This window comes from Roseobacter sp. TSBP12 (assembly GCF_009129705.1).
Classification (GTDB): Bacteria; Pseudomonadota; Alphaproteobacteria; order Rhodobacterales; family Rhodobacteraceae; genus Celeribacter; species Celeribacter baekdonensis_A.
In genome coordinates this window covers 59,253-82,241 of record NZ_PYIB01000024.1, presented here as the reverse complement: position 1 = coordinate 82,241, position 22,989 = coordinate 59,253, and the positions used below count along the sequence as shown (strand labels likewise).

26 protein-coding genes and 1 pseudogene are annotated in these 22,989 nt (G+C 58.8%); 19 read left to right on the top strand and 8 right to left on the bottom strand.

What is annotated here, in order from left to right; all coding sequences use genetic code 11:
- The first annotated feature begins 115 nt into the window (after positions 1–115).
- From C8029_RS06260 to C8029_RS06250, 3 genes are all read left to right on the top strand, one after another.
- Positions 116–1,408, top strand: a complete 1,293-nt coding sequence (locus C8029_RS06260; RefSeq protein WP_009572103.1) for an NAD(P)/FAD-dependent oxidoreductase — start codon at positions 116–118, stop codon at positions 1,406–1,408.
- Positions 1,405–3,063: a flavin monoamine oxidase family protein gene (locus tag C8029_RS06255; RefSeq protein WP_009572104.1), complete on the top strand. Its 1,659-nt coding sequence runs from the start codon at positions 1,405–1,407 to the stop codon at positions 3,061–3,063. Before C8029_RS06260 ends, C8029_RS06255 begins: the two co-directional genes overlap by 4 nt.
- 152 nt (positions 3,064–3,215) lie before the next feature.
- The gene (locus C8029_RS06250) at positions 3,216–3,992 is read left to right on the top strand and encodes an aspartate dehydrogenase domain-containing protein (protein ID WP_009572105.1); all 777 of its coding nucleotides are present in this window, start codon (positions 3,216–3,218) and stop codon (positions 3,990–3,992) included.
- 17 nt (positions 3,993–4,009) lie between these two features.
- On the opposite strand, the gene C8029_RS06245 is transcribed toward C8029_RS06250, so the two are convergent.
- Genes C8029_RS06245 through C8029_RS22705 form a run of 3 tightly spaced genes read right to left on the bottom strand, consistent with a single transcriptional unit; the run spans position 4,010 to position 5,594 of the window.
- Entirely contained in the window at positions 4,010–4,834 is an 825-nt protein-coding gene (locus C8029_RS06245; RefSeq protein ID WP_009572106.1) for a sulfite exporter TauE/SafE family protein, read from the bottom strand.
- Between the two features lie 8 nt (positions 4,835–4,842).
- The gene (locus tag C8029_RS22710) at positions 4,843–5,103 is read right to left on the bottom strand and encodes an SDR family oxidoreductase (protein WP_286189748.1); all 261 of its coding nucleotides are present in this window, start codon (positions 5,101–5,103) and stop codon (positions 4,843–4,845) included.
- Positions 5,104–5,108: 5 nt separating this feature from the next.
- Entirely contained in the window at positions 5,109–5,594 is a 486-nt protein-coding gene (locus C8029_RS22705; RefSeq protein ID WP_286189747.1) for an SDR family NAD(P)-dependent oxidoreductase, read from the bottom strand.
- Positions 5,595–6,236: 642 nt separating this feature from the next.
- Between C8029_RS22705 and C8029_RS06235 the strand changes: the two genes are divergently transcribed.
- From C8029_RS06235 to C8029_RS22910, 6 genes and pseudogenes are all read left to right on the top strand, one after another.
- The gene (locus C8029_RS06235; RefSeq protein WP_009572108.1) at positions 6,237–7,736 is read left to right on the top strand and encodes an ABC transporter substrate-binding protein; all 1,500 of its coding nucleotides are present in this window, start codon (positions 6,237–6,239) and stop codon (positions 7,734–7,736) included.
- A gap of 84 nt (positions 7,737–7,820) precedes the next feature.
- Complete coding sequence (locus C8029_RS06230; protein ID WP_040402266.1) at positions 7,821–8,741, top strand: ABC transporter permease; 921 nt, start codon at positions 7,821–7,823, stop codon at positions 8,739–8,741.
- A gap of 69 nt (positions 8,742–8,810) precedes the next feature.
- Positions 8,811–9,725, top strand: coding sequence for an ABC transporter permease (locus tag C8029_RS06225; RefSeq protein ID WP_198430604.1), 915 nt, complete (start codon positions 8,811–8,813; stop codon positions 9,723–9,725).
- Between the two features lie 28 nt (positions 9,726–9,753).
- Positions 9,754–10,779, top strand: a complete 1,026-nt coding sequence (locus C8029_RS06220; RefSeq protein ID WP_009572111.1) for an ABC transporter ATP-binding protein — start codon at positions 9,754–9,756, stop codon at positions 10,777–10,779.
- Positions 10,662–11,311: pseudogene (locus tag C8029_RS22915) on the top strand (ATP-binding cassette domain-containing protein); the annotation flags it as partial. The gene C8029_RS06220 and the pseudogene C8029_RS22915, both read left to right, overlap by 118 nt.
- Before the next feature lie 102 nt (positions 11,312–11,413).
- A complete protein-coding gene (locus tag C8029_RS22910; protein WP_226946270.1) occupies positions 11,414–11,806 on the top strand; it encodes an oligopeptide/dipeptide ABC transporter ATP-binding protein in 393 nt (130 codons plus the stop codon).
- Between the two features lie 77 nt (positions 11,807–11,883).
- On the opposite strand, the gene C8029_RS22290 is transcribed toward C8029_RS22910, so the two are convergent.
- Both C8029_RS22290 and C8029_RS06210 read right to left on the bottom strand, forming a co-directional pair.
- Positions 11,884–12,390 carry a gamma-glutamyltransferase gene (locus tag C8029_RS22290; protein ID WP_286189743.1) on the bottom strand — a complete coding sequence of 169 codons (507 nt, stop codon included), beginning with the start codon at positions 12,388–12,390 and terminating at the stop codon, positions 11,884–11,886.
- On the bottom strand, positions 12,390–13,349 hold the full coding sequence (locus C8029_RS06210; protein WP_226946251.1) for a gamma-glutamyltransferase: 960 nt from the start codon (positions 13,347–13,349) through the stop codon (positions 12,390–12,392). The genes C8029_RS22290 and C8029_RS06210 overlap by 1 nt, the downstream gene beginning before the upstream one ends.
- A gap of 289 nt (positions 13,350–13,638) precedes the next feature.
- Between C8029_RS06210 and C8029_RS06205 the strand changes: the two genes are divergently transcribed.
- The 7 genes from C8029_RS06205 (at position 13,639) to C8029_RS06180 (ending at position 17,670) form a co-directional block, all read left to right on the top strand.
- The gene (locus tag C8029_RS06205) at positions 13,639–14,370 is read left to right on the top strand and encodes an iron-containing redox enzyme family protein (protein ID WP_009572114.1); all 732 of its coding nucleotides are present in this window, start codon (positions 13,639–13,641) and stop codon (positions 14,368–14,370) included.
- A gap of 52 nt (positions 14,371–14,422) precedes the next feature.
- The gene (locus C8029_RS06200) at positions 14,423–14,716 is read left to right on the top strand and encodes a 2Fe-2S iron-sulfur cluster-binding protein (protein WP_009572115.1); all 294 of its coding nucleotides are present in this window, start codon (positions 14,423–14,425) and stop codon (positions 14,714–14,716) included.
- Positions 14,717–14,772: 56 nt separating this feature from the next.
- Positions 14,773–15,066 carry a hypothetical protein gene (locus C8029_RS06195; RefSeq protein WP_009572116.1) on the top strand — a complete coding sequence of 98 codons (294 nt, stop codon included), beginning with the start codon at positions 14,773–14,775 and terminating at the stop codon, positions 15,064–15,066.
- Positions 15,067–15,127: 61 nt separating this feature from the next.
- Positions 15,128–15,448, top strand: a complete 321-nt coding sequence (locus C8029_RS06190) for a 2Fe-2S iron-sulfur cluster-binding protein (protein WP_009572117.1) — start codon at positions 15,128–15,130, stop codon at positions 15,446–15,448.
- Positions 15,449–15,475: 27 nt separating this feature from the next.
- Positions 15,476–16,576, top strand: coding sequence for an aldehyde dehydrogenase family protein (locus C8029_RS06185; protein WP_286189742.1), 1,101 nt, complete (start codon positions 15,476–15,478; stop codon positions 16,574–16,576).
- Positions 16,577–16,584: 8 nt separating this feature from the next.
- Positions 16,585–16,920, top strand: a complete 336-nt coding sequence (locus tag C8029_RS23085; protein WP_502707584.1) for an aldehyde dehydrogenase family protein — start codon at positions 16,585–16,587, stop codon at positions 16,918–16,920.
- A complete protein-coding gene (locus C8029_RS06180) occupies positions 16,921–17,670 on the top strand; it encodes a sulfite exporter TauE/SafE family protein (protein WP_152002483.1) in 750 nt (249 codons plus the stop codon).
- Between the two features lie 17 nt (positions 17,671–17,687).
- Here the strand turns inward: C8029_RS06180 and C8029_RS06175 are convergent, their stop codons facing one another.
- Entirely contained in the window at positions 17,688–18,341 is a 654-nt protein-coding gene (locus C8029_RS06175; RefSeq protein ID WP_009572120.1) for a GntR family transcriptional regulator, read from the bottom strand.
- Between the two features lie 350 nt (positions 18,342–18,691).
- On the opposite strand from C8029_RS06175, the gene C8029_RS06170 reads away from it, so the two are divergent.
- Genes C8029_RS06170 through C8029_RS06160 form a run of 3 tightly spaced genes read left to right on the top strand, consistent with a single transcriptional unit; the run spans position 18,692 to position 21,320 of the window.
- Positions 18,692–19,171, top strand: coding sequence for a GlcG/HbpS family heme-binding protein (locus tag C8029_RS06170; protein ID WP_009572121.1), 480 nt, complete (start codon positions 18,692–18,694; stop codon positions 19,169–19,171).
- A gap of 7 nt (positions 19,172–19,178) precedes the next feature.
- Positions 19,179–20,228 (top strand): 2Fe-2S iron-sulfur cluster-binding protein, encoded by a 1,050-nt coding sequence (locus C8029_RS06165; RefSeq protein WP_009572122.1) that lies wholly within the window; start codon positions 19,179–19,181, stop codon positions 20,226–20,228.
- 48 nt (positions 20,229–20,276) lie between these two features.
- Positions 20,277–21,320 carry a DUF475 domain-containing protein gene (locus C8029_RS06160; RefSeq protein WP_009572123.1) on the top strand — a complete coding sequence of 348 codons (1,044 nt, stop codon included), beginning with the start codon at positions 20,277–20,279 and terminating at the stop codon, positions 21,318–21,320.
- A gap of 22 nt (positions 21,321–21,342) precedes the next feature.
- On the opposite strand, the gene C8029_RS06155 is transcribed toward C8029_RS06160, so the two are convergent.
- Together C8029_RS06155 and C8029_RS06150 are read right to left on the bottom strand one after the other, a co-directional pair.
- Positions 21,343–22,167 carry a carbon-nitrogen hydrolase family protein gene (locus tag C8029_RS06155; RefSeq protein WP_009572124.1) on the bottom strand — a complete coding sequence of 275 codons (825 nt, stop codon included), beginning with the start codon at positions 22,165–22,167 and terminating at the stop codon, positions 21,343–21,345.
- Positions 22,168–22,217: 50 nt separating this feature from the next.
- A complete protein-coding gene (locus C8029_RS06150; protein WP_009572125.1) occupies positions 22,218–22,904 on the bottom strand; it encodes a cysteine hydrolase family protein in 687 nt (228 codons plus the stop codon).
- Positions 22,905–22,989 lie beyond the last annotated feature (85 nt).

Genomic DNA, 22,989 nt, shown 5'->3' with positions numbered 1-22,989 from the left:
GTACATTTCAACCATTTTATTTTCTCTACCATGTGTCATTGTCATGAAAGATGTCCGGTCGTGCCACAGGCAAAGGGACCACATCACAGTCTTTCTGATTTCAAATGGACCCGTCATGACACAGCCGCAGGGCAAACATATCGCCGTCATCGGCGCCGGAATTGTCGGCATCAGCACCGCCGCTGCACTTCTGAAAGATGGGCACCGTGTAACGGTGATTGACCCGGCCTCGCCCGGAGGCCCCCATGCCGCCAGCTATGGCAACGGCGCGTTCATCAGCCCGGCGTCGATCCTGCCGGTGTCGCAACCCGGTCTGTGGCGCAAAGTGCCGAAAATGCTGGCCGATCCACGCGGGGCTTTGACCATCCGCTGGCGTGATCTGCCTGCGTTGATGCCGTGGCTTGTGCGGTTTCTCTGGGCCGGGGCGACCGGGGAGAAAGTGGCACGGACGGCGCGTGCACTCTCCAGTCTTTTGGCGGATGCGCCGCAGCGCCATGCCGATCTGGCCGCCCGTGCGGGCCTGTCGGATATGATCGTCCAAAACGGCTTGCTCTACGCCTTTCGGGAGCGGGCGGAGTATGAGGCGGAGGCGTTTGGCTGGGGGCTGCGCCGCGACACTGGCGTGGCGATGGCTGAGATTGAGGGGCAGGCTTTGCGCCGCGCCGCCCCCGCGCTTGATCCTGCGTATCGGTTTGGCGTCCTGATCAACGACGGGGCGCATTGCACCGACCCCGGCGGCTATGTGGCCGGGCTTGCCGACTGGCTAACCGGGCAGGGCGTGGTGGTCCGGCGGGACCGGGTGATCGGGTTTGACCTCTGCGTGGGGCGATTGCGCGGGCTGCGCTGTGCCGATGGCAATCTGGCCTGCGATCTGGCGGTGATTGCGGCGGGTCTGGCCTCCGCTCCGCTTGCCGCGTCCTTGGGAGACCCGGTGCCTTTGGCCGCCGAGCGCGGCTATCATGTGGAGCTCAGAGAGGCGCCGTTCACGCTCGACATTCCGATCATGCCGCAGGATGGCAAAATGGCCAATGTCACCACCCGTGGCGGCCTGCGCGCCGCAGGACAGGTGGAACTCGCCGCGCCAGATGCGCCGCCAAATTGGGCGCGGGCCGAAATCCTTTTTGAGCATCTGAAACAGAGCTACCCGGCTCTGTCAGGGGCGACAGTTTCACAGGCGGCGCGCTGGCAAGGCAATCGGCCCTCGACGCCGGACGGCAAGCCCGTGATCGGTCGATCCACCCGGTCCAAAGATGTGGTCTACGCCTTTGGGCACGGCCACATCGGCCTCGCATCGGCTCCGATGACCGCGGCGTTGGTCGCGGATTTGGTCGCTGGACGCCACCCCGCCCGCGACCTAACGTCTTTCTCACCGACCCGCTTTTCCCTGAGACAAAGAGAGACCCGATGACATCCTCCAAACCTCTGACCGCTTTCGGTCCTGATTTCACCTTTGCCTATGATGATTGGCTCGCCCATCCGGCCGGGTTGGGCACCGTGCCGGGTGACAGCCATGGTGCGCAGGTGGCGATCATCGGGGCTGGTGCCGCAGGCGTGATTGCGGCCTATGAGCTGATGAAGCTGGGACTGCGCCCGGTGATTTACGAGGCCTCGCGTTTTGGCGGGCGGCTGCGCTCTGAGGTGTTTGATGGCACCCAAGATGTGATTGCAGAGATGGGAGGGATGCGGTTTCCGATCTCGTCCGCGAGCTTTTATCACTACCTAAACTTGATGGGATTGCAGACAAAACCTTTTCCAAATCCGCTCACAAAGGCCGCAGGGTCCACTGTGATCGACCTTGAGGGCGAGACGCTTTTCGCGCGCGATCTCAATGATTTGCCCGATATGTATCGCGAAATTGCGGCAGCTTATAGCGATGCTTTGGAGCAGGGGGCCGGTTTTGGCGCGTTGCAAGCGGCCATTCGGAACAAGGACGCAGCGCAGGTCAAGGCGCTCTGGGATCCCATCGTAGAGGCCTGGGATGAGCGCACTTTTTATGACTTTGTCACAAGCTCGCAGGCCTTTCAAAACCTGAGCTTTCGCCATCGCGAGGTCTTTGGCCAGGTGGGATTTGGCACCGGCGGTTGGGATTCAGATTTCCCCAATTCCATGCTCGAAATTCTGCGGGTCAATCTTTTGGGCTTCGATGACGATCAACGCTATGTGGTCGGCGGGGTCGAGAGTGTCTTGCGCCGTCTTTGGACCGCCACGCCGCCCTGCGCGCATTGGCCGGAGGGCACCTCTTTGGCCTCTCTGCATGGTGGCGCAACCCGGTCTCGGGTGACGCATATTTCCCGTGCGGCGTCTGACACATCCTTCACGGTGCGCGACCAATGGGACAACGAAGTCGCCTATGAGGCGGTGCTCGCAACCTGCCAGAGTCACCTTTTGACCACCGCGATTGATGTCGAAGAAGACCTGTTTGCCCAACCGCTTTGGATGGCACTTGATCGCACGCGCTACATGCAGGCGGCGAAGACATTTGTGATGGTGGATCGACCATTCTGGAATGACATTGACCCGGCGACCGGGCGACCTCTGTTGTCGATGACGTTGACCGACCGGATCACGCGGGGCACCTATTTCTTTGACAACGGGCCGGACGCGCCGGGGGTGATCTGTCTGTCTTATTCCTGGATGACGGATGCATTGAAGCTTCTGCCGTTGTCGGATGAAAAGCGGGTTGATTTGGCCTTGAACGCTTTGGAGAAAATCTATCCCGGCGTGGATATTGCCTCTCATATTCGTGGCGTGCCGAAATGCATCAGTTGGGAGGCGGACGAGAATTTCCTTGGGGCGTTCAAGGGCGCTTTGCCGGGGCATTATCGTTATAATCGCCGTGTCTATGGCCATTTCATGCAGGCGGATCAGCCCGCCGCACATCGCGGTATGTTCCTTGCGGGCGACAGTGTGAGCTGGACGCCAGCATGGGTCGAAGGCGCGGTTCAGACCGCTTTGAACGCGGTTTGGGGCATCATGACCCACTTTGGTGGGGCCTCAAATGCGGTCAATCCGGGGCCGGGCGATGTCTATCAGGATCAGGGTCCGGTGGCCCTGTCTCAGTAGCGAAACAGGACGTTTTTGCCAGCCGTTTTACCCCTAAGTCCGCGACGGATTTAGGGGTGTTAAATGTGATTTAAGATGTTGTTTTTTATTTACAAAAATTCATTTTGATGGTTGTTTTGGTGAGCTTTCCTCCTGACAAAAGGCCCGCCTCCATGACCGAACATCACAGTGCTTCGCAGCGTAAAATTGGCATCATTGGTGCGGGTAAAATCGGCTGCGCCATCTACGAGGCCCTGGCCGAGATGGCGGGGGTTGAGATCTCCTATATGCTGGCCGGTCGGCGCCGTCCCGAAGGGGTGCCCGAGGCGCTGATCCTGACGGACATGGCGCAGGCGCTGGCCCGAGATGTGGACTTGGTGATCGAAGCCGCCGTGCCGGAGGTGATCCACGAACACGGCGCGGCGATCTTGGCCAAAAGCGATCTGTGCGGGTTTAGCTGTACCGCGCTGTCCGTGCAGCAGACCGAGCAGGCGTTGCGCACGGCCTGTGCCACACATGGCACGCGGTTTTTTGTCCCGCATGGTGCCGTTCTGGCGCTGGATGGTTTGGCCGATGGGCGCGATGTGATTGAACGCGTGAGCATCACGACGATCAAAAGCGGGCCGAGCCTTGGCCTGTCTGAGACGGCCGAGGGGGCGGTTTTTGAAGGCTCGGCGCGTGAGGCCTGTCTTACATTCCCGCGCAATGTGAACGTGCATGCCGCCGTTGCACTGGCCGGGCTTGGATTTGACCGCACGGTCAGCCGAGTGGTGGCCGAGCCGGGTAAAAAGACGATGGAGCATCATATTCACGTTGAAGGGCAGGGGCTTGAATGGGACATCCACGTGGCGTCGCAGTCCTTGGGCGGGGTGAGCGGGGCCTATACGCCGCGGTCTGCCGTGGGCACGGTGCGGCGTATTCTGGGTGGGGCGGGCGTGACCATCGCGTAACGCCCGTGCGCCACTGGTCACATTGAAAAGGCTTTCATCAACATCCGCGCCGCGGTGATCAACAGGAAGACGGCGAAAATCCGTTTGAGCTTTTGCGCCGGAAGTCGATGCGCCAAGGCCACGCCCATTGGAGCGGAGATCAGCGTCATCGCGATGGTGGCGGCAAAGGCCGGGAGGTTGATAAGGCCCAGCGAAAAGGGTGGCTTGCCTTCAAGTGCCCAGCCATGCAGCGCGAAACTCACCGAAGATGGCAGCGCGATCAAAAGGCCAAAGCCCGCCGCCGTGCCGACCGCGCGGTGCATCGTCAGGCCCGATAGCGTCAGGACCGGCACCCCAAAAGAGCCGCCGCCGATGCCCATGAGCACCGACAGAAAACCGATGGCCGAACTCAACGCCGAGCGAAACGGTTCGCGCGGCAGGCGTTCGGTTCCGGTCTCTTTGAGGCCGCCAAAGGCCATTTGGGCCGAAACGATCATGCCCAAGACACCGAAAATGCCCAACAGGATTTGCGAGGACAGCCGGGTGGCGACGAAAGCGCCAATCACCGCGCCGATCACGATGCCGGGCGCCCAAGTTTTCAGGATGTCCATATCGACCGTGCCGCGTTTGCGATGCGATTGAACCGAGCGCAGGGAGGTCACGACAATGGTGGCCAACGAGGTGGCAACGCAGACCTGCATCAGATGCGCGCTCTCATATCCCATTGAGGAAAAGAGAAAATAAAAGGCGGGGACAAGAACAATGCCACCACCGAGGCCCAAAAGTCCGGCAATAATGCCCGCGATGAAACCGGTGGCGATGAGCACGGCGGCCAGTTCGAGGTAGAGCGTGATGTCGGTCATGGTCTGGATCAGCCTAGGGTTAAGCCGCCATCGACATGCACGGTCGCGCCGGTGATCTGACTGGCCTCTGAGGACAGCAAGAAGGCGACGGTTGCAGCGATGTCGGTGGGTTCGGTGAGCCGCCCGGTGGGGGTGGCGGCCATGGCGGCAGACAGAGTGTCTGTTGACACCGCGAGATGGCCACCGCCCTGTTTGCGGGTGAAGCCCGGTACCACCGCATTCACTGTTGTGCCTGAGGGCGCAAGTTGCAGCGCAAGGGCGGCAACCAAGGCCTCTAGGGCGCCTTGGCGGCGGAAGTGGTGGGAAAGCTTGTGCCCGCTTTGCCGTGAACATGGGCGACGAAAGAGCTGATGGCGACCACGCGACCGCAGGGCGAGCGTTCAAGATCGCTTAGGGCTTCTGACGCCAAAAGCGCAAATGCGCCGGGCATCATCGCAAAGTCGCGCATCAAATCATCATGGGTGAAGCTGCCGAAAGGGGCCTTTGAAGCCTTTCCAGCGTTGCTGACGATCTGGTCGATCTGGCCGAACGCGGATTGAGCCGAGGCGATCAAGCGGCTGCATGTGGCAGGATCAGCAAGGTCGCCGAGTTCCAACACCACGTCTGAACCCGCCGCGCGGCAGTCTTGGGCGACCGCGTCAAGAGCGTCGGCGTTTTTGCCCGTGTGAAGCAGAAGGGCGGTGTCAGGAGCGGCAGAGCGCCGGGCGATGGCTGCGCCGATGCCGCTCGCAGCGCCGGTGATTAGGAGGGTGCGTTTCATTGGGTCAGTCATGTCTTTCGTTGCGCGTGTCCGCCGCAATCTTTCGGTCAGCCGCCTTGAAAGCGCCGCGCCGAACGCGTCGGGCGGGGCAGTCATATGGGATCTGTCAGTCGCAGTGCGGCACTTTGTGCGGCGTATTTTGGAGCTTGAGGGGTGGGAATGCCTAAACTCAATTTTTTGTATATGGTATACTAAATTGACTGACAAGTGATTTTCAGACTTTTCAGACTACCGAGTTGTTTGGTCGGAAAATGCACACTATCTAACGCTACGTCATGCGGCATGCCTTTATTTTTAACGTAAGTAGCGTCTCTAGGCGGCTGAATCCGTGCGGGGCATCGTTTGGTGAAACGCTCTCTTCCGATTCTGCTGCACTGCAATATTGGATACAGATTTTGGGATTTTCCGCGCTCACGCCCCGCGTTTCGTATTCTGTTTCGCGTGTTCGACGCCTGAGGTGTGGTGATTTTGCATAATAATTGTGCGAAAGTTGAAAGCTGCCGTCCCCTGGCCTTTTTGTTGTCACGAAGTCGTTGACAGTTTTTTCGACTGCTTCCTAGGCTGGGTCAGGGAATGTCGGGACTCGTCAAAAAAACACCTGAGCCAATCAGGCCATGACCTCCTTAGCCAACGGGAAAAAAGATGAACGCACTTACACGCACCGCTTTCCGGGCCACGCTTTCGCGTGCGCTCTTATCCTCGCTCTTTCTAAGCGCCGCCGTCCCGCTCTATGCCGCCGGACTGACCATTGCCATCGGGTCTGAGCCGACCACCCTCGACCCGCAACAGCGCGACGACGGGGCGGAGCGGGCCATCACCGACAATATTTTTGAAACGCTGTTGGAGCGCACCCCTGATGGCGTGCTCATCCCTGGCCTTGCCGCAGAGATGCCGACACAGGTCGATGCGCTGACCTGGGAATTCAAGCTGAAGCCCGATGTCAGTTTTACCAACGGCGAGCCGTTCAATGCCGATGCCGTTGTCACCTCTGTCCTGCGGATCATCAACCCGGATTACAATTCGGAACAAATGGCCTATCTGGGCACGATTGAAAGCGCCACAAAAGTGGACGATCTGACCGTGCATATCACCACCAAATCCCCCGACCCGGTGCTGCCGGCGCGGATGTATTGGATGAAAATGGTTCCGGCGAGTTATTCCGCAGATCCCGAATTTGGCATGAAGCCCATCGGCACGGGTCCTTATGAGATCTCCGGTTGGGAGCGTGGTGAAAGCATCACGTTGGTGCGCAATGACGCCTATTGGGGCGATGTGCCGGAGATCGACGATGTCACCTATCGCTTTGTTAGCGAGCCGGGCACGCGCCTGTCGGGGTTGATGGCCGGGGAGTTGGACGTGATCCGCAACCTCTACCCCGAATTTGCCGCAGCCGTGCCAAAAGCGATCACCGCGCAGGGGCTTGAGACCTCGACGCTGGTGCTGTCCACGGCCAATCCGGTGATGCAGGACCCGAAAGTGCGCAAGGCGATGAACCTTGCGATTGACCGTGCGGCTTTGGCCGAGGCCTTGTTTGTCGGCAATGCACAGCCGGTCAAAGGCCAGCTTGTGAACCCGAAAAGTTTTGGCTTTAACACCAGCTTGCCCGCCTACAGCTATGATCCAGAGCAAGCCAAGGCGCTGATCGAAGAGGCGGGGGCCACGGGTAAAAAGATCACCCTCGTCGGGGAATCTGGCCGGTGGTTGAAAGACCGCGAGTTGATCGAGGCCGTGGGGTCGTATTGGTCGGAAATCGGTCTGGATGTGGACATACGCATCGAGGAATTCGGCGAATACCTCAATCAGCTCTTTGATAAGAACAGCCGTCCTGACGCAATTTTTGTGACCAATTCCGACGAGTTGCTTGATGCGGACCGTCCGCTGACCGCAGCTTTGGAATTTGGCGCAAGCTATGCCTCCAACGTCGATGAAGAGATGGCCGCCGCCATTCAGGCTGCCCGTTCCGAGACCGATGTCGAGGCCCGCGCCGCGCTGTATGACGAGATCACGCAAAAGGCCTATGATCTTGACTACTTGGCACCGCTGCTCAATCAAGAAGACGTTTATGGTCTCAGCGAGCGGTTGAATTGGACGCCCCGCATCGACGCCAAACTTTTGGTCAAGGAAATGTCCGTGATCGAGTGATCGGTCGATATTTTCCAACCTCACAGGCAGAGCGGACCATAGGTCGGCTCTGCCCCTCGCAATTTTCAGGAATGGAGCGGACTCATGGGGACGTTCATATTAAGGCGATCTCTTCAGGGATTCCTTGTGGTGCTTGGCGTAACGATTGTGGTGTTTGTCGCAACCCGAATGATTGGCGATCCGGCGCAAGTGATGTTGCCGCTGTCGGCCACGGATGCACAACGCGCCGCGTTTGAGCAACAATTCGGGCTGGATCGCCCGCTGGATGCGCAGTTCATCAGTTTTGTTGGCGATCTAATGCGGTTTGATTTTGGCGAAAGCCTGTGGCAGCGCCGCGCGGCGCTTGAGGTGGTGCTTGAAAAACTGCCCAAAACCCTCGAACTGATCGGGGTGGGGCTGTTGCTGGCGACGGTGGTTGGTATTCCGCTTGGCGCTTTGGCGGCCGTGCGCCCGGATGGTCTGTTTGACCGTGTCGTTGTCGGGCTGAGCCTGACGGGGCTGTCCGTGCCGCAATTCTGGCTTGGGCTTTTGCTGATCATGGTGTTCGCGGTGGGGCTTGGTTGGGTGCCGACCTTTGGCTCCGGCTCACTCGCCCATATGATCCTTCCGGCGATCACGTTGGCGGTACCCTCAATGGCGCGGATCATGATGCTGGTGCGCTCCTCGGTGATCAACGAGTTGAACCAACAATATGTACGCACCGCAAAAGCGCGCGGAATGCCGTTTGGCCGGGTGCTGTTTCAACACGCCATGCGCAACGCGCTTGTGCCGGTTTTAACGCTCGTCGGCTGGGAAGTGATCAGCGCATGGGCGGGTTACACGGTGGTGGTCGAGACGGTTTTTGCCTGGCCTGGCCTTGGCTTCACCGCGATGAAGGCGATCAACCACAGCGATCTGTTCTTACTGCAAGCCATCGTTTTTGTCGTCGCTGTCGGCATCGTCTTGGTCAATATTGGGCTCGATGTGCTGTTTAAACTGATCGACCCACGGATCAAGGAGGCTTGACCCATGACAATCACCTCATCCTCGATGTCTGACCGTTCCACGACACCCTCCATGATACAAGGGGCTCTCATGTCAGTCGCACCCCTCGGGCGCTTTCTCAAAGAGCTGTGGCGGGACAAGGCGGGCTTTACCGGCTTTGCCTTTCTCGTCCTTTTGGTGCTCGCCGCCCTGTTTGCGCCTCTGCTGGCACCCCATGATCCGGCGGCGCAATCGGTGTTGGCCCGGCTCAAACCGCCGATTTGGATGGAGGGCAGCGTCAGCGGCCATTTGCTTGGCACCGACATGCTGGGCCGCGACATTCTTTCTCGGCTCTTGTTTGGCGCGCGCTCGTCCTTGTTGGTCTCCGTGTCCGTTGTGGCGCTGGCCGGGTCTTTCGGCGTCATGGCCGGGCTTTTGGCGGGGTACAAAGGCGGGTTGACCGATGCGTTGATCATGCGGGTCGTCGATGTTCAGGTCGCCTTTCCGGGCCTGCTTTTGACCCTGCTTTTGGTCGCCGTGATCGGGCCATCCACCGCGACGATCATCATCGTTTTGACCTTTTCCAACTGGATGATCTACACCCGCGTCGTGCGTGGGATCGTGATGTCGCTGCGCCAAACGCCCTTTGTCGAAGCGGCAGAGGTCGTTGGTTGCAAAAGCGCGCGGATTATCCTCAAACACATCCTGCCAAACTTGATTTCGCCGCTCCTCACGCTGGCGATCCTTGAGTTCACCAACATTATTTTGGCCGAAGCGGCGCTCTCATTTCTGGGTCTCGGGGTGCAACCCCCGGCGACAAGTTGGGGCCTCGATGTAGCGGGTGGCAAAAACTACATGATGATCGCGTGGTGGCCGATCACCTTCCCGGGGCTTTGCATCGCGATGACGGTGCTTTCAATCAACCTTTTCGCCAACTGGCTGCGCGTCACGACGGAACCTGCCGAACGTGAAAAACGCTACGCCCGTGGCCGTGCCGCCAAAATGCGGCGCGCAAAAAAGACCTGACATCAGATCAGATCGGAAAGTGAAAAAAATGGCATACGCACAACCCACTCCCATCCTGGAAGTCCGCGATCTTCATGTGGAATTCGATACAATGTCGGGTCTCGTTCAGGGCCTGCGCGGGGTTTCTTTTTCGGTCATGCCGGGGGAAACTTTGGCGCTGGTCGGTGAAAGTGGCTCCGGCAAAAGCGTGACGGCGCAGGCTGTCATGGGGCTTATTGGCCTGCCGGGATCTATCGTCTCGGGGGATATTCTTTGGAAAGGCCAGTCGCTTTTGACGCCGGAAGGGCAAAAAAAGGCGGCCAGTTTACGCGGCAAGTCCCTGTCGATGGTGTTCCAGGATCCGATGACCTCGCTCAACCCGCTGATGACCATCGGCGCGCATCTGGTTGAGGTATTGCGGCGGCATATGAAGCTCTCGAAACCCCAAGCCTTTGCGCGCGGGGTAGAGTTGCTGGAGGCCGTTGGCATCACCGAACCGCGCCGCCGTATGGCGCAATATCCGCATGAGTTTTCCGGCGGGATGCGCCAGCGCGTGATGATCGCTCTGGCCATCGCCTGTGAGCCGGAGCTTTTGATCGCGGACGAACCGACCACCGCGCTTGATGTGACCATTCAGGCGCAAGTGCTTGATCTTTTGGCCGATTTGCAAAAATCCATGGGGCTGTCCATTGTTTTGATCACTCATGATCTTGGCATCGTGGCCGGGCTATGTGAGCGGGTAGCGGTGATGTATGCGGGCTCGATTGTCGAGGCGGGCAGTGCGGCCACCGTGTTTGAGCAGGCCGAACATCCTTACACCCAAGGCCTCATTCGCTCGACCCCGCGTCTGGACGATCGTCGTGATCGGCTCGTGTCCATCGAGGGCGCGCCGCCGAGCCTGTTGCACCCGCCAAAAGGCTGCGCGTTTCAGTCGCGTTGTCCGGTCGCGTCACGCCAATGCGACACCAAACCCGCCCGGCAAGAAACGCCAGCGGGCGGGTCGGTGTCCTGTTGGACGCCCTCACTTCCGGCTTGGGCAGATGTGGCGAAAACCACGGAGGTCCATGCCCGATGACCGATTTATCCAACCGATTCAACCCCGCCCAACCTGTGCCATCCGAGCCGCCGATTTTATCGGTGCGCGGGCTGTGCGTGACCTTCGATGGTCCACGCGAAGGCCTTTGGGGGCCACCGAAAAAGGTCCAGGCGCTCGACAATATCACCTTTGATTTGGCGCGTGGAAAGACGCTTGGCCTTGTCGGCGAGTCCGGTTCCGGCAAGTCCACGCTGGGCCGTGCGATCATGCGCCGCCTGCCTTGTCGAACGGGCGGGTGTTTTTTGAGGGCAAGGATATCACGGCCGTCAAAGGTGAGGCGCTGCGGCGTCTGACCCGCAACATTCAGCTCATTTTCCAAGACCCTTACACCAGCCTCAATCCGCGGATGACGGTGCTTGAACTCATTGCTGAACCTCTGTTGGTGCATGGTCTGGTGTCCTCCATCGACGAGGCGCGCGATCAGGTGGTCGAGCTGTTGCGCTTGGTGAACCTGCCCGTGGAGACCATCGACCGGTTTCCGCACAGTTTTTCCGGTGGCCAACGGCAACGCATCGGCATCGCGCGGGCACTGGCGCTCAAACCGCAGCTCATCATCGCCGACGAACCTGTCTCGGCGCTGGATGTGTCGGTGCGCGCGCAGGTGGTGAACCTGATGCAGGATTTGCAACAGGAATTGGGGCTGACCTATGTTTTCATCGCCCACGACCTGTCCGTGGTGCGCCATATTTCCCATGACATCGCGATTCTGCATCGCGGGCATATGGTGGAAATGGCGGGTCGAGACGCAATCTATGAGGCGCCGGAACATCCCTATACCAAGGTGTTGTTGTCTGCGGTGCCGGAGCCCGATCCAAGCCATCGTCGCAACGGCGGGGTGAATGCGCCCAAGACCCTGCCGACCCAGACCTTAGCCTTTGATGGGGTCGGGTGTCGGTATCGAAAATGCTGTGACAAGGCTGGCGGGCATTGCCAACGCGAAGCGCCGCCTTTTGCCAAACATGAGGGGGGGCATTGGGCCGCCTGTTGGCATGTTGGAATGACGTAAGATTGGTCTCACGGATCATAAAAGGGGCGCCCCTTGGAGCGCCCCTTTTGGTTTTTAATGGTTTGGTTTCTTGTGGTTTAGCGCCCCAATGTCGTGCCGTCCTTGCGTGGGTCCGACCCGGCGATCAGCCCGCCATCGGGCGCGCGCACGACGCATTGCGCCCCGCCAAAGTCACTGCGCCCGCCCAATTCACCCGCGCCCGTCGCATCCTCAAACCCTGCCGCTTTGAGCGCCGTGGCAAAGGCCGGATCACTGCCCGGCTCAAGGGCGATGCGCGTGTCGCTTTCAAGTCGCCAGCGCGGCGCATTGATCGCCTCTTGCACGTCTTGCCCCCATGCCGCCACGCGCAGCATCAGCTGAATATGGCCCTGCGGCTGCATCAACCCGCCGACCACGCCAAAGACTGCATGAAACGCGCCATCCTTGAGCGCCGCCGCCGGGATGACGGTATGGTAGGGCCGCTTGCCACCCGCCACACCATTGATATGCCCCGGTGCGGAAAATCCGTGGCCGCGGTTTTGCAAGCAAATGCCCAGTTCCGGCACGCCAATGCCCGATCCAAACCGTTTGAAGACGCTGCTCATCAGGGTGACGGCAAAGCCTCGCGATCAACAATGGCGGTGCATACGGTATTGCCGGACGGATCGGCGACGGTGTTGCGAGCGTATTTCATGCCGTCACGGGTGGCTTTGACCACCTCGATCATGCTCATAGGATCGTCCATCGGCAGGTCCAGTGTGTCGAGTGTCTCAAGCGCCTTGAGCACGCCGATGCCGTGGGTGTTGGGCGGGCATTCGAGAATTTCGATGCCTTTGAACATGCGCCGCACCGGAACATCAAAAAAGCCCTCATGCGTGGCAAGGTCTTCGACGGTCAAAAGCGCGCCGCGCGCCCGTGCGGCTCGTTCGATCGCCTCTGCCGCCACACCTTTATAAAACGCATCCGGGCCGTGGGTAGCGATGGAGGCCAAAAGATCCGCCAATGCGGGATTGGCAAAACGGTCCCCGGCCTTTGGGATGTTCGCGCCGTGATATATCAAGTTCGACGCCGGGTCGTTTTGAATGATATGCGCAAAAATCGCCCATTCACGCGCGCAAACGGGCGCAACATCAAAACCATCGCGCGCAAGCTCAATCGCAGGAGCGAGCAGATCGGCAAAGGGCAGGCGACCAAAACGGGCGTGCAAATCCCCCCAGCCGCGTGCCAGACCGGGCGTGGTGACCGCATAGGGGTGGCGTTCGGGGATTTTTTGATCTGGGAAGGCTCTCACATGATCGGGGGTCAGCGCCATCGGCGCGCACCCGGTGCCATTATAAGTCAGCGGGGCCTCATTGGGGGGCAGCAGCATGGCAAGGCTGTCACCGCCCAGCCCGGTCGCCATCGGTTCCACCACACCAAGCACTGCATCCGCCGCAATCGCGGCATCAACGGCGGTTCCGCCGCGTGCGAGCATCGCCATGGCGGCAGCGGCAGCACGCGGATGTCCGGTGGCGACGGCTTCGGTCGCGCTTTTGAGGGCGGTCGGGGCGGGGGCTTTGGTCATGGTGGGGTGACGTCCTTGTGTCGGAGATTCTCTCTCGGCAATCTGACATATAAATTCAAAAAAGTATGTAATTTGTATTTCTAACAGTGAGTGTTATTTTTGCATAAAATTAAAAAATACATTAAAAACATGGTGATGAGTAAATTTTAACTTTTTGGATCATCGTGCAATAAGCTGTAGACCTTAAATTTGGTATACAGTATGGTGACTATAGGAGCTCAAAGACTCTTGCAATCTGCTGGTGTCGGCAGGGTCCCGCACAGATAAAAACCAACACGGAGAGACGGAAATGGGCCAAGTCCTGAATCCCGATGAACTACGCACAGCCCTCGAAACAGCCATCAAGGGCAACACCGCCAACGCGTCCCCGTTTAGCCTTGCTTGGGCGAGCGGAAAACTGTCGCGCGACCATCTCGCGCGCTGGTGTGAAAACCATTATCACTATGTCGGCCCCTTCGCCGAATACCTCGCATATGTCTACGCACGCCTTCCCGCAGAGTTCGAAGAAGCCAAAGATTTCATGCTTCAGAACATGTATGAAGAAGAGCTGGCGGCAGATCGTCACACCGATCTTTTGATCCGTTTTGGCGAAGCCTGTGGCACAAATCGCGCGCGCATCCTCAACCCGGACAACATGACCGCCACCACACGTGCACTTCAGGCGTGGTGCTACACTGTGGCGATGCGCGAAGATCCGATCGTTGCCATCGCGGGCCTTGTTGTGGGTCTCGAAAGCCAGGTGCCGTCGATCTACCGCAAGCAAACTCCGACATTGCGCGACACATACGGTTTCACCGACGAAGAGGTCGAATTCTTCGATCTGCACATCGTCTCTGATGAAATCCACGGCGAGCGCGGCTATCAGATCGTTCTGGAACACGCCCGCACCTATGAGCTTCAGCAGAAATGTTTGAAAATCTGTGAAATCGGCGCGCAGATGCGTCTGCTTTATACCACGGCACTCTATAATGAGTATGTGGGCGCAGAAATCCCGCTCTCCGACCTGGGCCTCGCCGCCTGATCTGACCCCTGAGAGGTGGGTTTCGGCCCGCCTCTCCCAGCCGGAAAATCTCATGCCAAAAGTTATCTTGCACAAGGGCGGCGAGGTGTTTGAGGGCGACGTTGCGCCTAAAACCAACCTTGTGGTCAGCGCCGGAATCCGTAAGTTTCCGTTCCCCAATCTGGCCTATAAATGCGGCATGGGCAAATGCTCGACCTGTACCTGTCGCATTCTGGCCGGGGCGGACCATTTGGAGCCGCCAAACTGGAAAGAGAAACGCCAACTTGGTGAACGATTGGACGAGGGCTACCGCCTCGCGTGTCAGCTCTGGGTCACCGAAGATATCGAACTCGCACAAGACGTCTAAGTCTTTGTATCGCCCCAAGGGGCGGTGCTTCCTTTATCCTTGCCGAGGGCTGTCTCATGTATGTCATTCTGACCACCAAACCCGATGAATTCCGCACAATCATGGGCGATGGCGTCGTGCTCATCGAATCCTATGATTACATTTTTTATGGTCGCAAGCGCGCAAATTTCACCATTGCCGAGATCGTCGATGCCGACCGCATCACCATCGTCGAAGACGAGCCGCCGCATATCGTCAACAAGGTGCCGTGCAAAATGTTCGAGTCCTTTGACACGGTCGAAGAGGCGCGGGCGGAACTGAATGTTCTGACCCATTTCGGCAGCATGGATATCGAGCTGCGCGCCGTGTGAGCCGCGCCAAATCGTCTCCCCCGGTCGCCTGACCAAATCATAGAACGCACAAAGACAGGCCATGGATAAGATCAACATCACCTTTATTCCCAACGACAACAAAACCATTTCTGTCGATGCGGGCAGCAATCTTTTGCGCGCCTCGCTGCGCGAAAAGGGCGGTATTCCGTTCAAATGCGGCGGCGGATTTTGCGGCACCTGTCGCTGCAAAGTGGTCGAGGGGTTGGAGCATACCGACGACGTGAAAGCCAAAGAGCGCAAACATCTCACCGACGAAGATGTGGCCAATGGGTTTCGCATGGCCTGCCAGACCTTCGTGCGTGGCGATGTGAAAGTGTCTTGGGGTGAAACCCCTTCAAAAGAAACGCAAAAGCGCGCCTGAATGGGCGGCGCGACACAAGGGGCAAACATGTCTTATCTCAATTTTATTGGCGGGGACTGGGTTCCGGCCCTCTCCGGCGAGACGTTTGAAAACCGCAATCCCGCCGACCAAACCGACCTCATCGGCCTGTTTCCGAATGGCGGGATGGAGGATGTGGCCGCCGCCGTCGAAACCGTGTCCGCCGCGTGGCCGGCATGGGCCGCCAAAGGCCCGGAGGCGCGGGCGGATGTGCTTTACAAAGCGGCCGATATTATCTCGTCGCGCATTGACGCCATCGCCGCGGAACTGACCCGCGAGGAGGGCAAGACCCTCACCGAGGCGCGCAATGAAACCAGCCGGATCGCCGCCAATTTTCGGTTTTATGCGGGGGAGGCGTTGCGTCTGAAGGGCGAAAGTTTCCCGATGCCTGAGGGGCAAATCGCACTGACGCTGCGCCAGCCTGTGGGGGTTGTCGCTGTGATCACGCCTTGGAATTTCCCGCTGTCGATGGCGGCGCGCAAAATCGCGCCTGCGCTTGCGGCGGGCAATGGGGTGATCTTTAAGCCGTCCGAAATGACCCCCTTGATGGGTCAGCGCCTAGTTGAGGTGTTGTTGGATGCGGGGCTGCCAAAAGGCCTCATCGCCCTTATTCACGGTCGCGGCGCTACCGTGGGCCAGGCCATCACCTCGACGCCGGGGATCGACGCGCTGACCTTTACCGGATCTTACGGGGTGGGGATGCAAATCGCGTCCGCTTTGACCACAGATACCCGGTGTCAGTTGGAAATGGGCGGCAAAAACGCCACTGTTGTGTTGGAAGATGCCGATCTGGATCGCGCGGTGGACATCATTCGGCGCGGCGCTTTTGGTCTGACGGGTCAGGCCTGTACCGGCACAAGCCGCGTGCTTGTGGCGCGCACCCATTATGACGCGCTGGTCGAGAAATTGTCGGTGGCTGCTGCTGGGATCACCATCGGTGCAGGCACGCGCGAAGGCGTCAATATGGGGCCGCTGGCCACCAGTGCGCAGCTTGATAAGGTCAAAGCCTACCTTGCATCGCCAAGCAGGAAGGCGGGCGGATCACCACCGGCGGCCTGCCAGAGGCCTCTTCTGATCTCGCCAATGGTTTCTTTATCCGTCCGACCGTGATCGCAGACGTGCCCGCAGACAGCCGTCTTTTGCGCGACGAAATTTTCGCGCCGGTCGTGGCTGTGCGAGCTGTCGATAGCGTCGATGAGGCGATCGAGATCGCGGATGATACCGAATACGGTCTGGCCATCTCCCTTGTGTCCAATGACATGGCGTCCATTCTCAAAATTGCGCAGAAAACCCAGCACGGTGTGGTCAAGGTCAACAGCCCGACCACGGGTGTGGCGCTCAACGCCCCCTTCGGCGGGTTCAAACATTCCTCCAACCAAAGCGCGAAAGAGCAAGGCGGGGCCAATGTGATGGACTTCTACAGCCGGATCAAAAGCGTCTACCTGGGGGGCTGAATGGAGTTTGTCCACGATCTGATCGGCGGAAATCTATTGACCCTGCATGTCTTGGGCATGGTGGCGATGGTCTTTGTCGCCGCCATTCTCCAAGGCGTGGGGGGCTTGGGCTTTGCCATGTTCTCGGCCCCGCTGTCGGCGCTGTTTTTCCCGGAAATGGCACCCGGCCCGCTGCTGGTTCTGGGGGGATGCCTGTCGGTCATGGTGGTTCTGCGCGAACGCTCCGCGATCGATTACAAATCGGCGGGCATGATGATCACAGGCCGGGTGATTGGCAATTTCATCGCCGTGGCCGTGATGACACTGTTGAGTGCGACAAGCTTTTACATTCTCTTCGCGGTGCTGATCTTATTGGGCGTGGCGCTGAGCTATAGTGGCCTGAGGATCGTTGCCAATTGGCGCACGTTGGGGGCGGCTGGGATCACGTCGGGCATTATGGGCACGATCACCTCTTCGGGCGCGCCGCCCTACGCGATCGTCATGCAAAACGCGGCCCCCGCCACCTTGCGGGCGACGCTGAATTTCACCTTCTTTTTTGGTGCGACAACCTCGCTGCTGTTGCTGGCGTCGGTGGGGCGCTTTGGCCTACATCAACTGCTGTTGGGTCTGTTGTTACTGCCTGCGCTGCTTTTGGGTTTCACCGTTTCAACACACCTTGCGCGGCATGTGCCAAAAGGCGCGATCCGTCATGTGCTTTTGGGGCTGTCCGCCCTCAGCGCGGTCGGGCTTTTGCTGCGGGCGGCATTTTGAGGTGGATCTGCGGGGCCTTAGACCTCGTCTGTCGCCTCCGGCGTGTCGACCGAATTATACACGTGGCGCGCCGCCAAAAGGGCTGCAAGTTCTTCGTCTCCGGCAATCACCGCGCGCAGAATGTCGGCGTGCTCCTGCCAGCTCTTTGACACTTTCACCGGGTCATCTTGCTTAAACAGCATCGCGGTTTGGTCGCGCAGCGTGCGGATCAGGTCCTGAAGGGTCGCATTGCCCGACACCTGACCAAGTGCGGTGTGAAACGCGTCGTTATGGGCGCTGATTTGGCTAAAATCACCCTCTTCGATGGCGTTTTCGCCCGCCGCAAGAACACGCTGCAATTCGGCGATCCGCTCTGGGTCTTTGCGCTTGGCCGCGAGCTTGGCATTGAGCGATTCAAGCGTCGCGCGCACTTCGATCAATTCCATTTTCTGATCGGGCGCGGGCATCGAGACGGTCGCCCCGCGCCGGGGAATGATCTTGACCAGACCTTCGGCGGCCAGTTCCCGCAACGCCTCGCGCACGGGCATGCGCGACACGCCCATTTCCTCGGAAATCCGACCTTCGACAAGGCGGGCGCCGGTTTCGAATTCGGCGTTCAAAATCCGTTGGCGTAGCGCATCCTTGACCATTTTCGTCAATGGTGTGTGCGCGTCTCCCAGAGCCACTGTCATCTGTTGTCCTGCCGTCTCTTTTGTGGCGCGCGGTCGGGGTGGGCCGCGCGCGTTTCATGAAGTTGTATACCAGATAGCAAAGCGGCTTGCCAAGTCGTGAGGCGGCATGATCGGGTCCTGGGCAGGGCTTGGGGTAACCGGCGGGAATCGCGGTTTTCATCCGCAGGACAGAGGTGATCTGTGTCCTGTCTGGCGTTTGCTTTTGAAACATATATCATTTGGTATACTAAAAAATGACATATGAAGAGTTATTTGGCGTATTTCGCTAAAAATATGTTGCATAAGCGGGCTATTTTTGAAAACAGTATACAAAATAAAAGTTACAATCGCACAACTCAAGAGATGATCCATTGAAAACTGTCCTCAGACTTCAGTCCGAAGAGGCGCGCGTGATGATCGCGGCCGCTGTTGAAAAATCCAAAGAAATCGGGGTGCTCGAAACAATTTGCATCGCGGATGATGGGGGATTCCCGATCCTGATCGAACGTATGGATGGTGCGCGCGTCACAGGCCCGCAAATCAGTTGGAATAAGGCCTTTACGGCGGCCACGCACAAACGTTCGACCCATCTGTTCAACAAGGCCCCCAACGGTCCGGCGCTGCCGGGGAATGAGGCCTTTGGTATCCAATTGTCCTTTGATGGCAAGTTCGCCGTTTTCGTTGGCGGCTTTCCGATTGTCGTCGATGGCGAGGTCGTTGGCGGCGTTGGCCTGTCGGGCGGCAATGGCGAACAGGACACAGCCGCAGGCGTTGCGGCGCTGCAAGCCCTGTCCGATCTTTTGAGCCCGCAAGGGCATGAGGTTCTTGTCGCCGCCGACATCAAAAAGTGAGGCCATCATGACTATCATTCGCGCAGTTCACAAAGTCGAAGAGGGCACGTCGGAAACTGCGGCTCTGCATGTGACCCTGGCCGAAACCGGCAAGACCTTTCCGGTCCAACCGCATGAATCCGTGCTCGCGGCGGCTTTGAACGCCGGGATTGAGTTGGCCCATGAGTGCAAGACCGGGTTCTGTGGCTCTTGCCGGGTACGGGTTTTGGCGGGCGGTGTCGCCTATGCGGATGATCCCATTGGATTGAGCGACCAGGAGCGCGGCTGTGGTTTTGCGCTGGCCTGTCAGGCGCGGGCGCAAACCAACCTCGTGATCGAAGCGCCGTTGATGCCAACAGATCGCCCCGAACCGTCCCAAATCACGGCTCAGGTTTTGGCCGTCGATCAGGTTTGCGGTGACATCACCCGGCTGCGGTTGTCGCCTGTTGGCGGCATGCCGGCGTTTCTTCCGGGGCAATATGTGGATGTGGTCACACAGAGCGGTGCCACGCGGTCGTTTTCGATTGCCTCTGCCCCAGATGAGACCATGATCGAATTGCACATCCGCACCATCCCCGGCGGAATGTTCACCGCTGGCATCGTCCCGGCGCTCAAATGCGGGGAGGTCGTGGCGCTGCATGGACCGCATGGGCTGTTCCGCCTGCGTCTCGATGATTTTCGCCCCCTCGTTTTGGTCGCCACAGGCACGGGCATCGCGCCGCTGCGCGCCATGCTTGCGGCGCTTAAGGGTGATCCGGACTGTCCACCCGTCGCGCTCTATTGGGGGATGCGTGAGGAAAGCGAGCTTTACCTCGCCGATGAGATCGCCACGTTGGGCGCGGCGTTGGAGGATTTCACCTTTGTTCCGGTCCTGTCGCGTGCCGCAGAAAGCTGGTCGGGGCGGCGAGGCTATGTCCAGGATGCGGTACTCGAAGATCTGCCCGATCTGTCAGAACATGCGCTCTATCTGTGCGGCTCGCCGGCGATGATCGGCGCGGCACGTGGGCGGTTTCTTGAAGCCGGGGCGAGCGTCAACCACATCTATGTGGATAGCTTTCACTTCGCTCACAATCTGTAACCGGAGCCGCCTTTGCACGCGCTCGCAACACAGGGGGATCGAGGCACCATGTCCTCGTCCATATTCAAATATTTTCGCTGGAGCTTTGCCGTCACCGTGATCGGGATTGGGCTCTGTATCTGGCTCGGCTGGGCCTATACCGGGCGGGTCTCCGGCATGATCGCCTTTGCTACAATTGGGGTTATTCTCTCAGTTCTGGAAATCTCGTTGAGCTTCGACAATGCCATCGTGAATGCCAATAAACTCAAAGATATGAGCGACGTCTGGCGGCGGCGCTTTCTGACTTGGGGCATTCTGATTGCCGTCTTTGGCATGCGGATCATCTTTCCGCTGGCTGTTGTTTCTATCGCCGCCAAAATTGGTCCGATTGAGGCCATTCGCCTCGCGGCCAGCGAGCCCTCCGAATATGCGCGCCTGATTGGGGCCGCGCATCTGTCGATCTCGGCCTTTGGTGGGACGTTTTTGATGATGGTGGCGTTGAACTATTTTATCGACCCCGACAAGGAGGTCGATTGGCTGCGCCCGCTCGAAAATCTTTTGCGGACATGGGCTTCCGTGCGCGGAGTGGCGATTGGTTTGGTGTTGCTCATCGTCTTGCTGATCTCAGGGTTTCTTGATCAGGCGGAACGCGGCTCATTTCTGGTCGCTGCGATTGCGGGACTGGTGGCCTTTATCGCGGTCGAAACGCTCGGGCATGTTCTTGATCGTGGCCCGATGATGGCGGCGGGCGGGTTCGGCGCGTTCATGTATCTCGAAGTGCTGGATGCCTCCTTTAGTTTCGACGGGGTGATCGGGGCCTTTGCCCTGACGCAGAACCTGTTTCTCATCGCTATCGGTCTGGGCATCGGCGCGATGTATGTGCGCTCGATGACGATCATGTTGGTGGAAAAGGAAACGCTGACCGAGTTTCGCTATCTCGAACACGGGGCGTTCTATTCGGTGTTTGTGTTGTCTTGCGTGATGTTCGTGCAAAGCCTCGTGCATATCCCAGAGGTGATCACCGGGCTGATCGGTGCGGGCTTTATCCTGCTCTCGCTTGTCTCTTCGCTGCGCTACAACAAACGCCATGTTCATCCGGCGGCGGCGGAATAGACCGTATCCCTTGACGGTCTCTCTAAGGCGCTTTTTCGGGGTCCCCTTGCCCGAGAAAGCGCCTTATTTTATCGGGGCAGGATTTTATCGGGGCAGGGCGAAACTCAGCCCCCTGCATCGACAGGGCTTCTGGCGGATAGTCTGTGAGTTTCGGAAGATCAACGATCAAAAGCGTCTCGTCACGACCTGCCTGCGCCAGCGCGCGCCCATCGGGCCCGGCAATCACCGATCCGCCGCCAAATTGTATGCCGTTTTCGGCGCCGCACGAGTTGGCATAGGCAACAAAGCCGCGGCTTTCATGGGCGCGGGCCGGGACCAGCACGTCTTGGACGTGTTCATAGCCGGCGGGATTGGCGGTTGGGACAAAAAGGACCTCCGCTCCGGCGCGCGCCAGTGTTGCAGCATGGCCGGGGAACTCGATGTCATAACAGATCAATATCCCGCATCTGCGCCCGGCAAGTTGGAAGGTCGGGGATAGGTGATCGCCCGCTGTAAAACTCGCACGCTCCATGTCACCGAAAAGCTGAACTTTGCGGTAATGGGACAAAATCGCGCCATCTGCACCTATGCAGCTTGCCGCGTTATAGACTGTTGACCCTGACCGTTCGGCCCAACCAAACACCAACGCACATCCCGTGCCCGCCACCCGCGCGCGCAGATCATCCATCCAAGCGCCCGCGATCGGCTGAGCCTCGGCGTGATGTAAATCGGGCCGATTGTATCCGGGAAAAAACAATTCGGGCAGCACAAGCACGTCGGCACCTTGGGCAGCGGCTTCTCGCAAAAGCGCCTCTGTCCGCTCAAAGGAGTGGTCGGCTGGCGCGGATTGAAACAGCGCCAGTTTCATGTTGGGCTGCCTGTGTAAGGTGTCGTGGTCAAAATGCCCCTCTCTTTCGTTCAGCTATAGCGTTCAATCAATGTAGTCGTATCCGTCACATCACCAAAGAACAGCGCGAAATTGATCAAGGCAAAGGCGTGTTCGTCATCGCGCAGGGAGGCACAGGCATCATGCACCATAGTTGTCCGAAAGTTGAGCATCATCGCGTCCCGCGCGGTGGAGTCACAACAGGCATTGGTCATGGTTCCTCCCACCAAAATCGCCTCAATACCCGCCGCGCGCAGCCTATGTTCCAAATCGCCTGCACCTTGGATCACCCCACTATAGCGGGTCTTTTCAACGATCATATCCTCGTCGCGTACATCAAGAGCAGGCCAAATTTGCGAACCTTCGGCCTCGCGCTCCAACGCGGCACAACGGGTTTCGAACCGCGCGGGCGTCAGCAAGGTTTGATGAAAATGCGGGATCTCGGCCAGCGCCTGTTCGGTGTAGAGCGTTCTGATCCAGACCACGGTTCCGCCCGCTTGGCGTAACGCCTTGGCCAGCCGGTTGATGTTGCCGACGATGGCCCGTGCATTGGGCACACTGGCACCGCTTTGCGGATCAAGAAAATAGTTTTGCATGTCGACCACGACCAGAGCGGTCCGATCCGCAGGGAGGGAATCGTGTACATGCAGGCGACCTTGGCGGGCGTTGATGCGCTCAACGGCCCAGTCCGGCATCTCAAACGGGTGCACTTTGCTCATTTTGTGATCTCCATGGTCGGTTTGTGCGCAAATTATTTGCTCTTGCTGGGGTATTTTAGTGACCTCAGTTCAGTATATTGTATAC